Origin of the sequence: Spirillospora sp. CA-108201 (genome assembly GCF_050936235.1) — a bacterium.
Classification (GTDB): domain Bacteria; phylum Actinomycetota; class Actinomycetes; order Streptosporangiales; family Streptosporangiaceae; genus Spirillospora.
In genome coordinates, this window is the sequence record NZ_JBNJNE010000001.1 from 8,027,363 (window position 1) to 8,041,918 (window position 14,556).

Consider the following 14,556-nt stretch of genomic DNA (forward strand, 5'->3'; position numbering starts at 1 on the left):
CGCTCCCGCGGTGACCACGAAATAGACGGTCGTGAGATGACGTCCGGCACACACGGTTCTCTCCTGATGTCGGCGTGAATGGTGAGCTACTGGGGGTTGGGAAAGGTTTCGAAGCGTTGACTGATCGGAGTACTGAGAGGCATCAGCGACATCCTCGTGCGTGTCATCTCATAGAGGCACGACAAGAGATTCGGGTCTCCCTTGGTTCCCTGCATGAGCACGTCGAGGAGAGTGTCGCGATGACGCTCGTCCTCGACGGCGACGCTTAGCCATCGCCGGGCAAACGGAGCCCACTCCTCGTAAGGGAGCCGCGCCAGGACAAGAGTCCAGCCCATGGCCAACTGGCGTCGGATAGCTCTCTCAGCGATCAGAGCGTGGTTGCGTCGACCAGGCGCGGTCAGCGCCCCCGGATCAGCGAGTTCCAGGAAGAGAGTGATATCCGAGGAGTACTTTCCCGGTTCGTAGGCAGATTCGGTCAAGCGTGCAAGCATCTGCCGGCGAAGCCGAGGAGCGTCTTTCGCGAGCGCCACGAGGGTGTCGTGAGCGCGGGTGCCGGACTCGCGCCGTGCCAGATGGTGTAAGCGGACCAGGGCCTCTGCGGGATACTTCACCATCATCTCGTCCCGGCACGCCGTAATGATCAGATCGGCGAGCTGGCTTGAGATGTTGGTGTATCGCGACCATTCGTATATCTGCCGCCGGAAGAATCTCCCCTGCTTCTCATCTCGTAGGCCACGCTGGAGGATCTGGGCGGCCGCCTCCACCTTACGTCCAGTGTTCGGAGATGTGATCAGCTGATTCAGCAGTGATACCAGGGTCTGTCCGTACCGCTCGTGCATCAGGCAGAGGTCGGTGAACCGCTCGACAAGATTCCTCCACTCGGGAGCTGAGAGGTCCGGCCAGTTCACCGTGCTCACGACCCAGGCTTGCAAAGTGTCGTGGAGGGCCGGCATATGAGTCCAGACATACGACCGGACCGCGGCGTCGTAGTCGAGTTTGTCGAACTGCACCGCGCCGGATGGGGCGAGCCGCGCGCCGATGTCATGAAGTCGCCTGTCGAGAAACGCATGCTCCAGCAACGGAAGATCTTCCGGTGGGTGTTCCGCTTTGTCGAGAAGGGCCGCGCTGGCACGGTGCACGACGTCGGCGTGGGCCTCGTGGAGCATGGCGACGGCGATGAGCAGGGCGCGCTCCTGCCCTGTGGCCAGCGCGGTCATCTGCTCGGCCACATCCTGGGCTTGACCGGACCAGGCGGTGAAGGCCGCCTCGCTCCACACCGCGAAGCCGCCTTCGCGGTGCTCATCTCGGGCCCGGCAGATGAGGTCCACGTAGGTGGGAATGTCGCTCATGCGCCGGTCGGTGCCCAAGAACCGGAGCGGAGGCAGCGGTGTGGGCCGGTGGATCTTCTCCACCTGGAGATACCGCGCCAGAACGTCGGTGACCGCAGGACGTTCGATCCTTGCGCGGTATCGGGCCACGGCCGGTTCGAGGGTCGCCGCCTTGTTCGGCAGGATGATGGCAAGGTAGGCGTCGCGTTCCTGCACGGTCGCACGGAGCGAGGAGAGTTCCGCGCGGACCTCCTCCCAGAGCGGCCCGGTGATTGCTGAGAGGTCGAGCCACACCAGGTCGCCGTCGCCCACATGGGTGTGATCGATGGGCGGGGCGTTCTCTTCTTCTTGCGGTGTCAGTTCACGAAGCTGCCCGGCGTCGTCCTGGAGTTCCTGCAGAAGGATCTGAGCTGCTGCGACCCGGCCGCTGCCTGGTGCTCCGTCGATGAACACGGTGTGCGAGGCTTTGAGGATCCCCCGCGCCTCACTCAGTCCCGCCGGCTCTACGAAGCGGCGTCTGAGCCACCACTGCTCATCCGCCGGCTTCTTCCGGAGGGACGCCCTCCGCGTGCCGGAATGCAGCACGAAGACGTTGTTGATGTCCCCCTTTCCTCCGTGGAAGCTCCCTGGAGCCCCCGAAACGTGCGTCTCAAAGGAGTCACTCACCCCTCTTCCTCCCTGCGGGCCCGGCTGAAGCGGTGATTGACGCCACCGTGGTTGTCGCCCTGGATGTACGTCGCCCCATCGCCGGAGAACTGAGGGGAGTTCTGGTTGATGTCGCCCTTCCCGGTGTGGACCGAGCCATGGGCCCCTTTGACGACGGTGCCGACATCGCCGCGGATGTCGCGGCCCTGGATGACCGGCCCACGAGGGGCGCTCACGGTGTTGTGCACGTCGGCGATGGCGGAAGGCCCGGAAGTCTCCTCCTCTGCTTGCCCCAGTTCGGGGACGAGCTGGGCCAGGTAATCGCCGATGTGCCGCAACTCCCTTTCGCAGTCTCGGGGATCCAGCCGCAGAGATTGAACGTTGGCCAGGCGCTTCAGTTCGGGCGGCAGGTCCGCTGCCTTCAGACGTTCGGTCGTCCGGCCCTTCAGCACCGGGATGACGGTGGCTCCCGAGGCGTACGCTTCCAGGATCTCCCGGCGGACCCAGTCGCTCTCCTCCCGCAGCCGCGGATCGCGGACCCACCCGGGACCGATGACGGCGAGGAGGACGGCGCTGCGACGCACGGCGTTCAGCAGCTCGTCCGGATAGGACCGGCCCGGGCTGATGGAGGTCGTGGCCCGGAAGATCTTCTCCCGGCCGAACCTGTCGGACAGACTCCGCTCCAGCAGGGCGGCGGCTTCGTCGCCGTCGCCGGTGCGGTAGTTCACGAAGACGATCTGCATTCTGGTCTCCTCACTACGGAACAGCGGCTCGCAGCGCCGTGCCGAGTCCGGGCATCAGTTCGCTCACAGACGGGTTCTTCGGGTGACGCGAGAGAGTTCGTGCCAGGACGCTCAGGTCGGTGAAGACCGTCGCCGACCTGAGCGTGGTGATGTCTCTCAGCAGCCCCTGGGTCAGCAGGCAAGCTTGATCGATTTCACCGTCGGCGGCATGGGCCAGTGCCCCGCGGACACCGAAGCGGACTCGCGTGCGCACGGCCCGCTCGGGCACCTGTGCCAGCTGCGTCGCGATGACCTGGGCGGCCGCGCCGGGTCGGCCCAGGTCGTACAGGCACCAGCCTCGGACCATCTCGGCCGGATCCGGAAGATTCGTCGTGCCGATGACGGGCGACTCCAAGCTCTCCGCATGCTGGGCGAGCAGAGTGCGCGCCTGCTCCAGGCATCGCATGCACGAGTCGTAATCACCGGCCAGTGCGTGTCCCTGGGCTTCTCGCTGTGCGGCCAAACCCCGGATCCGGGGTGGTTCTCCGCCGCCTTGCGCCCGCCGGGCCAGCCCGATCGTCTGGTCGGCGTCGTCACGATAGAGGGTGACGAGTGCGCGGCGGACCAGCGCATACGCGGCGAGATCGGGGTCGCCGCCGGCCTCCGCAAGCTCGACGGCACGCCGGGTCCACCACTGAGCCCCGGCATCGTCGCCGTTCTCCTGCACCAGCCAGCCGATGTACTCGGCGTAGCGGGATCCGAGCCGCAGCAGCCCCTGGCGCGTTCTCGCCCCCACTTGGCGGGACAGTTCCTGGAGAGCATGCGTCTGGGCTATGAGGACGGGTACGAGCGGCCCGGCGTTGGAGGCCTGGCCGAGTTGCCGATACTGATCAAATAAGGACCGATAAGATCCGAGAAGAGATGTATCTTCTTTTTCGGGATAGATGGCAGGACGGCCGATGCTCATGCCCGCGACCGATGCGGCGCCGGCCATGACCGCCTGTCGACGGCTTATCGGCAGGAAACGGCTCTGACCGTCTGGCGACAATTGCATTATCCACACCTCCTCGTCAGCACTTGTTTCCGCTGTGACGTGATCCCCGGGGCGGTTCTCCTGAGTGAGAGCGACGAGCGTCCCTCCTGCGTCGAGCGCGGCGTCGCAGAGACGCGCCAGTTCCCGGCTGGGACTCTTGATGCCCCGCTCGACCTTGCTGAGCTGGCCCTTGCTGTAATGAACCCGTTGGGCCAGGCCGGTGAGGCTGAACCCGGCCGCAAGACGTCTTCGTCGAAGTTCCTCTCCGAATGCGGTGGCTTGCTGGACCACTTGAACCCTCCATCGCTGCTACCTGGACTGTCCGGGAGCCACCGCCAGTAAGACTGCGTGAGGCAAGGCCGACTGGACAAGTGGCTCCCGGTGTTTCCCGTTTCCTCTTATGGAGGGAACAGGAGATCGCCATGTTTGTCGATGAACGCTTCAAGTGACATTCTTGCTACTCGGGCCGCCCTGACGAAGGCTCAGCGGCGGGCGTAGCGGGCGATGATCACGCCTTTGGGGGTGGTGATGCTGGCGGTGAGCTCGAACTCGGTCAGGGGAGCGGGGCCTTCGAAGAGGCGCCGGCCGGTGCCGAGGGTGAGCGGGTGGATCAGCAGGGTGTAGCGGTCGACCAGCCCGGCGGCGTGCAGGCTCCGGACCAGTGAGGCGCTGCCGTTGACCGCGAGGACGCCGCCGGGCCGCGCCTTCAGCTCCGCCACCGTCTCGACGGCCTCGCCGCGCAGCAGGATCGAGTTCTCCCAGGCGTCCGCGTCGTCCAGCGACCTCGACACGACGTACTTCCTGGCCGCGTTCATGTGCCGGGTGTACGGGTTGCCGTCGGTGGCCCGTCCCCATGCCTTGAGGAAGTCCTCCCACGTCCGGCGGCCGAACAGCATGTCCCCGGCGTCGGCCATCCCCTCGGCCATCTCGCGGCCCATCACCTCGTCGGTGTACCGCGGGCCCCAGCCTCCGTGGGCGAACCCGCCGCGGGTGTCCTCGTCCGGGCGTCCCAGCCCCTGGACGACTCCGTCGAGGGTGACGAACATCGTGACGCTGATCGAACGCATCGACCTGATCCTCTCCGTGGCGCGGGCCGCCCTTCCGCGGCCCTGTCACCCCCTACACGAACGCCCGGCGCCGAGAACGACACCTCGTCGGAGGCGAATCCCGACCGGGCGTCGAAGCGCTTCACCCAAACTCTTGGACGGCGGCCGGATTCGGTCAGCTAGAGGATTATGAAGCTTGGTCGCGTTGTCGCGGGCGGGTCCTCCGGGGAATGGCGGGGATGCGCGGTGGGATCGGGGGCCGGGGTGCCGGATGTCGCGCGGCGGTCGGCGCGAGGTGAGCCGACCGAACGGGCCGGTCATTGACCCCCGAGTTCACCCGGCGTCGGTAGAACTGTCGAATCGCCGGGCGGGGCGTCGAAAGGAGTTCGACATGACGCCGTATGCTCCGACCGGCAAGTGTGCATGGCCCGTGCTGCCTGCGAAGTTCGGGGCGAGCGCGCCGGTCGTGCATCGACAGGTGCGGAGGCGCGCCGTAAGGCGCATCCGGCGGGGCGCCGGACCGAACGGCTCGCGGCGCCGCGCGGGAATGGAGTCCTCGAACACGGAATCTTTCACGTCCGGGGTGTCCGCGGACACCGGCGAAGCAATCCCCGCGGCACTTCCGCCTTCGGCCTCGCATGCCGCGCGCCCGACCCTGGATAGCTAGTAATTAGTATAGTAAATTGACGCCCGATCGGCGATCCCGCCTGCGAAAACACGGGGGAGAAGGCCATGGTCGGCAGCGCACCAATCTCGAACCTGCGCCGAAGAGTGATCGTTTTCATCGCGCTGGCGGCCGCCGCCGCCGGCCTCGTCGCGTTCCCGCCCGTGGCGGGGGCGGGCGCCGGACCCGGTGACGTGGACGTCAGCACGTCCAGCGTCAGGGGACGCGACGGCACCACCTACACCGTGACGAACCACATCGTCCGGACGAAGCGCGACGGCCGCCGGAAGGAATGGCTGCTGGTCTGGACGGGCGACGCGAGCGTCCCCGGCGGCCCGGTGGGCGCCGCGGGCCACGCCGCCCACCGGAAGGCCGACGCCGAGGGCTCCGCCGACCCCGACTTCCTCGCCGTGATCGACGCGACGAAGGGGTCCCGCGACTACGGCAAGGTCGTCAACACCGCGACCATCGGCCCGCTGCTGCAGAACGAGCCGCACCACATGCAGTACGTGTGGCACAAGGGCGACAAGGTGTACGCCGGCGGCCTGCTCAGCGACACGACCTACGTGTTCGACGTCGCGCAGCTTCCCCAGGTCGGGCTCAGCGGGGTCGTCACCGCCACGGACACGCCCTGCGGCACGGCACCGGACGCCTTCACCACTCTGAAGGACGGCACCGTCTACGGCGCCTACATGGGCGGGCCCAACGTCCCCGGCCCCTGCACGTACACGCACGGCGAGGTCAGGACCGGCAACGGCGCGGCCGGCACCCCCGGCGAGGTGCTCCGGCTGGACCAGACCGGCAGGGTGCGGGTCGAGTACCCGGCGGCCACCGAGGCCGCCGAACCCGACACCTGCCACAGCATCCCGCAGGTGGACCCGCCGACCTGCGCCAACCCGCACGGCATCCGGGTGCGCGAGGACCTGAACCGGCTGGTCACCAGCGACTTCGCCGAGGTGCGGAGCCTGATGCTGATCCCGACGGCCGACTTCTACATCGCCCGCGACACGGTGCGGATCTACGACATCGCGAACCGCGACCGCCCCAGGCTGCTGTCGGTGTCCCGCCTGCCGGACGGTCCGCGCAAGGAGCCCTTCCTCATCGAGGAGGAGCCCCGCGTGGTGATGGAGACCGCGCTCACCAACGAGCGCCGCAACCGGGGCGGTTTCGTGTCGACGATGGGCGGGGCGTCCATCTACTACACCCCCGACATCACCGACCCGAAGCCGACGTGGCGCGAGGTCTTCGACGACACGACCGCGTTCACCAGGCTGGCCCCCGACCTGGACAACCGCGTCGGCATGGACGGCGGCTCCTGGCTCCAGACCAGCGCGGACGACCGCTACCTCTACCACGTCGTCATGCGCCGGGGGGACGAGTCGTCCGGCGGCAAGGACACCGGCATGGTGTACGTGCTGGACATCCGCAAGCTCGTCGGCGCGGGCAAGCGGACCCGCTGCAACATCGACACGATGGAAGAGGTGACCCGCGGCGGCGCCGAGCCCGACTGCCCGTCCCTGGTGAGCGTCCTGCCCGTCGAGGACCCGACGACCGGCGGCCCGCACTGGGCGGCGCTGGACAACTTCCGGCAGGGCCCCGGCGGCCACTACCAGGAGACGCCGCAGCCGGCGCGGCTCGCGCTGGCGAACTACTTCGTCGCCGCGTCGCCGTTCGACGGCGACCACCGCGTCTGCATGGTCGACATCTCGCCGCGGCAGCAGCTCTCCCTGGACCGGAGTTTCAAGGACGAGCACACCGGCCGTTCGTGCGTGGAGTTCAACCGGTCCGCGTGGCCGCACGGCGAGACCGGCGACGCCCGGCCGCACGGCGTCCTGTTCGCGGTCTCCGATGCCGACGTCCGCTGACGTCCGGCGTGCGCCGCCGTCCGCCGGGAGGGGGACGGCGGCGCCGCTGCTCCTCCCCTCCATGGCGCCGCTGCTCCTCGCCTCCCCGGCGCTGCTGTTTCTCGCCTCTCCGGCGTGGGCGGACGGCGGCCACGGCGGGCACGGCGCGGTCCCGGACGGCGGCTGGACGACCGCGGCGATCCGCGTCGCCGCCCTGCTCGCCACCGCCGTCGTCGCGGGCGCCGCGCTGCTCCGGCCGCGCACCGGCCCGCAGTCCCGGCGCCTCACCGTGCTCGTCTCGGTCGTCGCCGCCGTCGCCGCGGTCGGCTACCTGGTGGCCGTGGACCGCGTTCTCGTGGCCCTCGCCCTGGCCGCGGTGGTGCTCGCGACGCCCCGCGCGCTCCGGCACCCCCGGCGCTCCGTCGCGTCCGGCGCGGTGCTGACCGTCGCGCTCGCGACCCTCACCGTGGACGGGTCGCTCGCGGCCGTCCGGGACCGGGTCGCCCCCGGCGTTCCGCTGTTGCGCGAGGTCGACCTGGCCGGGCAGCGCCTGGCGATCCTGGTGGCGCCGCAGCGCCCCGGCTGGAACCTCGTCCACACCGGCGACCGTCCGGTCTCGGTGGGGACCTCCCGCGACCCGGGGGGCGCCACGGCGCGGATGCCGGGCGCCCCGGGAACCTGGCGGCAGGTGTGGCTCCCGTCCGGCCGCAGCCGGATCCGCGTGGCGGCCGGCGGCCGGACGGCCTCCGTCACGGTCGACACCGGCCGGGGCCCGGCCGCCTCGCCTCGGCTGAGCACGGACGGCCCCGAATGCGCGAGCGCCGCCCTCGGCGCCCTCGTCTCGGGCGGCGGCACGACCGTCCCCTGCCCGGCCGACCGGCTCGACGCCGCGGACGCCGGCGCGCTCCGCGCGACGGTCGGGTTCCTCGCGGGGCGCGGGGTCCGCTCCGTCCACCTCCTCGGCGACGGGTCGCCCCGGTCGCGGGCCGCGTCGCTGGTCGTCCGGGAGGCGAGCGCGAAGGCCGGAATGAAGATCTCGGCGGCCGGTGCGGACCGTCCCGTCATCCTCGTCTCGGGCTGGTCCGGGGCGGACGCGGCGCTGCGCCGGATGGCGCGCGGCAGCCTGCGCGGCCAGGGCGCCTACCTGGCTCCCTGGCTGCTCAGCGCGCCGCTGCTGGCCATCCCGGCCGCGCAGATGCTCCCGCTGCGCTTCTCCCCGCGCGACCCGGAGCCGCTCCGCTACGCCGCCGAGCTGCGGGCCCGCTTCCCGGACGAGACGCCCACCACCGTCGGCTACCGGACATGGCGCGGCCCCGAGGGAACAGAAGGCCCGCCCCGGCTGTACGCGGCCTCCCTCGTCACCTTCATGCCGTCGAGAGCCTCGGCGCAACACGCGCACACCGGCACCAGCTGGCTTCCGGGCGGCACCATCACCGTCGCCACCGGCCCCCTCGCCTGAGCGCTCAGTCGCCCCAGCCGCCGCCGGTACCCCTGCTCGACAGGAACGAATTGCGCAGCGCCTTGCGCAGCCCGGGCACCGCCTGGTCGAATTGCGCCGCGATGGCCTTCAATTCCTCTCTGTGTTCACGGCGCTCCTCCTTTGCGAACACACTGCTCGTTTCGCATTCCACGGGAAGCACGGCCATCGCCAGTTCGTCCAATGGGAGATCCGTCGGATCGGCCCCGGAGAACGCCGCGTCGCGTGCCCGCTTCTGCAGGACGGCGACCTGCTATGACAGCCGTGCTCACGCCGCCGGTCTGGCGGGATCGGTGTCGACCCGGCGGGTCACGATCCTGGCGATGAGCCGGCCCAGCGCCGGTATCTCCAGCGGCAGGAGCGACGTCACCGGATGGCTGCGGCGACGCTCGCCGAGCTCGATGGCCTTCACGATCGCCCTGGCCGCCGACTCGGGAGACACCGGCGGCGGGGTTCGCATCGGTCCGGCCCGCCAGGGGAGCAGATCGATGTCGCGGGCGGCGGTGTCCGTGGCACCGGGCACGATCTCCAGCACCGACACGCCGGTGCCCCGCAGCTCGTGGCGCAGCGTCAGGGTCAGATGCGCCAGGGCGGCCTTCGAGGCGCCGTAGTAGCCCAGAAGCGGGATCGGCACGGCCCGGAGGGTGGAGGTGACGTTCACCACCAGCCCGCCGCCGGAGTGCAGGGCCGGGTACAGATGCCGGGTCAGGGCGAGCGGAGACCAGAGGTTCGTCTCGAACAGCGCCCGTGCCCGGTCGTCGTCGCCGGTGGCGCACTGCGCGGCCACCAGGCCGACGCCGGCGTTGTTGATCAGGATCCGCACCGTCCCCAGCGCGGAGATCGCGTTGCGCGCCAGCTCGGCGGCCGCGCCGGGGCGCGACAGGTCCGCCTCGATCACGTGGGGGCGCACCAGGCCGGCGTCCTCGATCTGATCGGCGATCTCTTCCAGGGCCGCCCGGCGACGGGCGGCGATCGCCAACCGCGCACCCCGCCTCGCCAGGGCGAACGTCACCGCTCGGCCGATCCCGCTCGACGCGCCCGTCACCAGGACCGGCGCCTCCGCCACGGAACGACCGCCCACCCGCCTTGCTCCTGCCGGAATGGCGCCGCCCATCAGGCCTCCCACATTGACTGATTATCAATCAATTTGGGACGGTAGTCCTGCTCCTCCGGACCGTCAAGCAAGGGCCCGCCGCCACCGGCCGACCGCGCCCTAGGCTTCTGCCATGACCGGCCCGCAACTCGACGGCACCGAGACACCCCGCGTCGACCGGCGCCTCCGGCTCGTCGCGGCCGCGTCGCAGCTGTTCTCGGAACGCGCCTACGACGAAGTGACGACCACCGAGATCGCCAGACGCGCCGGCGTCGCGTACGGGCTGATCGCTCACCACTTCACCAACAAGCGCGGCCTCTACCTGGCCACCATCCGTGCGGCTGGCGACGCGCTCCGAACCCTCCAGGAGACCCCGCCGTCCGGCGAGACGCCGGCCGAGCGGCTCCGCGACGCCGTCGGCCGGCACATCACCTACATGGACCGCCACGCCGCGGGATTCCTCACCCTGATCCGCGGCGGCAACGGTTCGGACCCCGAGGTCCGCGCCATCATCGAGGACCTGCGTTGGCAAGGCGCGGTCCGCGTCCTCGACGCCCTCGGCGTCGGCCACCCCGTCCACCCCGTACTCCGCGCCTCCATGCGCGGCTGGGTCGGCTACCTCGACGAACTCATCGTCGACCACATCCAGAACCACGACGTCCCGCAGGAGCATCTCGTGCGGCTGGCGACCAGCGCGCTGACCGCGACACTGCGCACCGCCTGCGCCATCACTCCCGACACCGGGATCGCCCCGGCCACCGTCGACCGTCTGGAGGACACCACGCCCGGCGGGCCGGAGGCGGAGCGGCAGGGCAGGGAAGGAACGCCATGACGGAGCCGGCTCGACGATCCGGGCGGGCCCGCGACCGGTCACCGTCCACAGGGCCGTTCAGATTCGGATGAAGTCGTAGGTGAGCGTGTTCGCCTTGGCGTCGTGGCCGATCGCGACCCAGTCGTCCCCGAGCCCTTGCAGCCATCCCGGGAAGCGGCCGAGCCGACGACCGGTGGACGCGTCGTAGACGAGGACGAACGGGTGGTCGTCCTCGGCTCCGCTGACGGCGACGCGCCGCTGCGTGACGGCGGTCTCCCAGCTGGCGGAGACTCCCGGCAGGCCCGGATCGGGCGCCTTCCACAGGACGCGGCCGGTGGCGAAGTCCAGCAGGGAGAGGGCGCCGGTGTCCGCGTGCTCGCGAACCAGAAGCGCGTGCCCGTCACCGTCGATCGGAACGCCAGCCGCGTCGCCGCGCCAGACCGTCCGTCCCGAGGCGAGGTCGAAGACCTGCGGCCTGCCGGTGTCGGTCGACGCGGCGATCCGGCGGCCGTCGCCGATCAGGTCGAGGCCGGTGCTGGACGGCGCGAGCCGCTTCTCGCACTCGCCGTCGGCCGTGCGTCCCCCGTAGACCTTCCGGGTCCATTCGCGGTGACCGCTCCCCGCCTCGGCCGCGGCGACGGTGACCGTGCATTCCTCGTCGCCGGACGGAGGGTCGTGGTCGGTGGTGATCAGCGTCCGCCCGGCCACCACCGAGTACCAGCCGCTCCCGCCGGTCTTCTCCCCACCGCCCCATGGCCGGTCGTCGCCGTGCCGGGAGGCGAAGACCTGACCGGTGTCCGGGACGAGCGGCCGCCGCACCCCGACCACCGCGTTCGCCAACCGCACCTCGTCGCCCGGGAGACTCCAGCGGACCCTCCCCGTCCGCAGATCCCTCCGGGTGATCTTGCAGCCGCCCCCGTCGCCGCAGGCGGTGATGAGGACGGCGTCCGTCGTCACCTGCGCCTTCGTGACCGGACCGTCCTGCCAGAGCGTCCCGCCGTTCGCCGCGTCGATGACGCTGAACCGAACCGTGCCGGCCGGGGTCTCGCGCCGGTGCACGATCAGGGCGCCCGCCACGTCGACCTCGTCGTCCTGCCCGGAGGGCACCCGCCACACCTGCCGCCCGGACCCGGGATCGACCCCGAGCACCGTCCGGTCATTGGCGATCACCGCGACCCGCCCTGCCATCGCCGTGGTGTTCTCACCGGTCGGCACGGACAGGGACCAGGCCGCGGCCGGTCCTTCACGGGACGGCGACGTCAACGGGGTACCGGAGCAGGAGGCCCCAGCCGTACTCACCAGGACCACGAGGGCGGCGGTCCCCACACCAAGCCGGGAGCGGATCATCCCGACATTGTCCCGTCGCGCCCCCTCGGCCGTCATCGCCCCCGGGAGCGACGACGGCGAACGCCGCGACCGGCCCGCCGACACCGGACGACGCGACGGTCGTCACCGCTCGCGGCCCGCCGGTCTCCTTGCGACCGAGTATTGAACGTGTTCAAATACTGGCGTCGGGATGATTCGTGAGACGGGGGGAGCCGCGATGAAGATCGTGATACCCGGGGGAACCGGCCAGGTGGGCGCGATCCTGAACCGCGCGCTGACCGCCGCCGGCCATGACGTCGCGGTCCTGACCAGGCGGCCGACCCGCGAGCACGAGATCTTCTGGGACGGCGAGACGCCGGGCCCCTGGACCGGGGCGATCGACGGCGCCGACGTAGTGATCAACCTGGCCGGACGCAGCGTGAGCTGCCGATACTCGCCGGCCACCCTGCAAGCCATGATGGATTCGCGGGTGCGCTCCACCCAGGCCGTCGGCGCGTCGATCGCCGCTGCCGCGAGGCCGCCTCGGGTCTGGCTCCAGATGAGCACCGCCACCGTCTACGCCCACCGCTACGACGCGCCCAACGACGAGGCGTCCGGCATGCTCGGCGGCGCCGAGCCCGGCGTCCCCCGCTACTGGGCCTACAGCGTGAAGATCGCCAAGGACTGGGAGCGGGCGCAGCGGCAGGCCGCGACACCGTCCACCCGCAAGGTCGCCCTGCGCACCGCCATGGTGATGAGCCCCGACCGCGGCGGGGTCTTCGACTACCTGCTCCGGCTGGCGCGCCTCGGCCTCGGCGGCCCGGTGGCGGGCGGCGCGCAGTACGTGTCCTGGATCCATGACCGGGACTTCGTCCGAGCGGTGGAATTCCTGGCAAGGCGCAGCCGAAAACCTCATCCACCGCACCCGCGCCTCCCGGTGAACGACTGCCTCAGACGCCCCCGCGTCAGCGTTCGGCAGGCGTGATTCCAGCGACCGGCGGAAAGCGCGCGTGGTGCCGACATGTGTTTTCGCAGCGCAGTGGTGGTGGACGTTTCCGGGGGCGTTCCTGAGAAAGACCTCCGCGTGTTTCGTCGCCTTCGCCGAGGGTGGACGGCCTGCGCCGCACCGGCGTACGGTCCTCGAACTCGGCGGCGGGGACACGGTGCGAGGAGGACTCAATGGGCATGCGGGTCGTCTGGGGCCGGTTGGGGAGGCGCCGCCGGCTGCGCCGGGTGGCCAGGGAGGTCTTCGGCTGGCCGGACCTGCGCCCGGGCCAGGGCGAGGCGATGGAGCACCTGCTGCGGGGCCGTGACGTGCTGCTGGTCATGCCGACCGGCGGCGGCAAGTCCGCCGTCTACCAGGTCCCCGCCCAGCTGCTTCCCGGGCCGACCGTGGTGGTCTCGCCCCTGATCGCCCTGCAACGGGACCAGATGGTCGCGCTCGCCGGTCGCGACGCCGGCGGCGCCGTGATGGTCAACTCCGCCCAGTCCGGCGGTGCGAGCGAGGACGCCATGGACCAGATCCGGGCGGGCAGGGCGGAGTACGTCTTCCTCTCGCCCGAGCAGCTGGCCAAGCCGTCGGTCGTGGAGCGGCTCGCCGCCGTCCGCCCGTCGCTGGTCGCCGTCGACGAGGCGCGCTGCGTCTCCTCGTGGGGCCACGACTTCCGGCCGGACCACCAGCGCCTCGGCCGGGTGATCGAGCAACTCGGGCATCCTCCGGTGATCGCGCTGACCGCGACCGCCTCGCCGCCGGTACGCGCCGACGTCCTCGCCGCGCTCGGGATCGGCGAGGCACGGCAGATCGTCCGCGGTTTCGACCGGCCCAACCTGTCCCTGGAGGTGCGGCGGTTCCACGAGGAGGCGGACAAGAGGCGGGCACTGGTCGAGGACGCCGCCGGGCGCAGGGGCCTGGGTCTCGTCTACGTCGCCACCAGGCGTGACGCCGAGGCATACGGCGAGGAGTTGACCGCGGCGGGCCTGCGTGCGGCCGTCCACCACGCCGGAATGAAGGCGGCCGACCGGCACCGGGTCCACGAAGCGTTCCAGGGCGACGAACTCGACGTCGTCGTGGCCACCTCCGCGTTCGGCATGGGGATCGACAAGCCCGACGTCCGCTACGTGCTGCACGCCGCCCTGCTGGAGTCCCCGGAGTCGTACTACCAGGAGATCGGCCGTGCCGGACGGGACGGCGAGCCCGCGACGGCCGTCCTGTTCTACCGATCGCAGGACCTCGGACTGCGCCGCTTCTACGCGGCGGGCAAGCCCGACGAGGAGAAGCTGCTCCAGACCGCGACGCTCCTCCAGGCCCACGGCGGCACCGTCCCGGCGAGCGAGATGCGCACCACCCTGGGCGTCGGCGCGTCCAAGCTCACCAGCCTGGTCAACTTGCTGGAACAGGCCGGAGCCGTGGAAACGACCGGCAAGGGAAACCTGCGCTACGTCCAGGAAGGGTCGCCGCCCGAGGAGGCCATGGCCCGCGCCACAGAACTCGACGAGAACCGCCGCCGCGTCGACGACTCCCGCAGCAACCCGCACCCCGGACCGTGCCGAAAGGACGACCACACCGTCGGACCAATCCGACAACGCCC

At 70.7% G+C, this 14,556-nt stretch carries 11 protein-coding genes and 1 pseudogene; 5 read left to right on the plus strand and 7 right to left on the minus strand.

What is annotated here, in order from left to right:
- Positions 1-86 precede the first annotated feature (86 nt).
- The 4 genes from ACQEU6_RS38585 to ACQEU6_RS38600 all read right to left on the minus strand — a co-directional run bounded on the left by ACQEU6_RS38585 (position 87) and on the right by ACQEU6_RS38600 (position 4,795).
- Positions 87-1,994 carry a hypothetical protein gene (locus tag ACQEU6_RS38585; RefSeq protein ID WP_499338638.1) on the minus strand — a complete coding sequence of 636 codons (1,908 nt, stop codon included), beginning with the start codon at positions 1,992-1,994 and terminating at the stop codon, positions 87-89.
- Positions 1,991-2,716 (minus strand): toll/interleukin-1 receptor domain-containing protein, encoded by a 726-nt coding sequence (locus tag ACQEU6_RS38590; protein WP_499338639.1) that lies wholly within the window; start codon positions 2,714-2,716, stop codon positions 1,991-1,993. The genes ACQEU6_RS38585 and ACQEU6_RS38590 overlap by 4 nt, the downstream gene beginning before the upstream one ends.
- A gap of 13 nt (positions 2,717-2,729) precedes the next feature.
- Complete coding sequence (locus tag ACQEU6_RS38595) at positions 2,730-4,019, minus strand: helix-turn-helix domain-containing protein (protein ID WP_499338640.1); 1,290 nt, start codon at positions 4,017-4,019, stop codon at positions 2,730-2,732.
- 191 nt (positions 4,020-4,210) lie between these two features.
- On the minus strand, positions 4,211-4,795 hold the full coding sequence (locus tag ACQEU6_RS38600; RefSeq protein ID WP_499338641.1) for a dihydrofolate reductase family protein: 585 nt from the start codon (positions 4,793-4,795) through the stop codon (positions 4,211-4,213).
- Positions 4,796-5,545: 750 nt separating this feature from the next.
- On the opposite strand from ACQEU6_RS38600, the gene ACQEU6_RS38605 reads away from it, so the two are divergent.
- Positions 5,546-7,303 (plus strand): hypothetical protein, encoded by a 1,758-nt coding sequence (locus ACQEU6_RS38605; RefSeq protein ID WP_499338642.1) that lies wholly within the window; start codon positions 5,546-5,548, stop codon positions 7,301-7,303.
- Complete coding sequence (locus tag ACQEU6_RS38610) at positions 7,287-8,741, plus strand: hypothetical protein (protein WP_499338643.1); 1,455 nt, start codon at positions 7,287-7,289, stop codon at positions 8,739-8,741. Before ACQEU6_RS38605 ends, ACQEU6_RS38610 begins: the two co-directional genes overlap by 17 nt.
- A 4-nt stretch (positions 8,742-8,745) precedes the next feature.
- Here ACQEU6_RS38610 and ACQEU6_RS38615 read toward each other — a convergent pair whose 3' ends face one another.
- Both ACQEU6_RS38615 and ACQEU6_RS38620 read right to left on the minus strand, forming a co-directional pair.
- Positions 8,746-8,943: a hypothetical protein gene (locus tag ACQEU6_RS38615; RefSeq protein WP_499338644.1), complete on the minus strand. Its 198-nt coding sequence runs from the start codon at positions 8,941-8,943 to the stop codon at positions 8,746-8,748.
- 84 nt (positions 8,944-9,027) lie between these two features.
- Positions 9,028-9,840 (minus strand): SDR family NAD(P)-dependent oxidoreductase, encoded by an 813-nt coding sequence (locus ACQEU6_RS38620; protein WP_499338645.1) that lies wholly within the window; start codon positions 9,838-9,840, stop codon positions 9,028-9,030.
- Between the two features lie 145 nt (positions 9,841-9,985).
- Between ACQEU6_RS38620 and ACQEU6_RS38625 the strand changes: the two genes are divergently transcribed.
- On the plus strand, positions 9,986-10,684 hold the full coding sequence (locus ACQEU6_RS38625) for a TetR/AcrR family transcriptional regulator (RefSeq protein ID WP_499338646.1): 699 nt from the start codon (positions 9,986-9,988) through the stop codon (positions 10,682-10,684).
- Between the two features lie 57 nt (positions 10,685-10,741).
- On the opposite strand, the gene ACQEU6_RS38630 is transcribed toward ACQEU6_RS38625, so the two are convergent.
- Complete coding sequence (locus ACQEU6_RS38630; RefSeq protein ID WP_499338647.1) at positions 10,742-12,046, minus strand: outer membrane protein assembly factor BamB family protein; 1,305 nt, start codon at positions 12,044-12,046, stop codon at positions 10,742-10,744.
- A gap of 160 nt (positions 12,047-12,206) precedes the next feature.
- Between ACQEU6_RS38630 and ACQEU6_RS38635 the strand changes: the two genes are divergently transcribed.
- Entirely contained in the window at positions 12,207-12,953 is a 747-nt protein-coding gene (locus ACQEU6_RS38635; protein ID WP_499338648.1) for an NAD-dependent epimerase/dehydratase family protein, read from the plus strand.
- Positions 12,954-13,255: 302 nt separating this feature from the next.
- Positions 13,256-14,206: pseudogene (locus ACQEU6_RS38640) on the plus strand (RecQ family ATP-dependent DNA helicase); the annotation flags it as partial.
- Between the last annotated feature and the right edge of the window lie 350 nt (positions 14,207-14,556).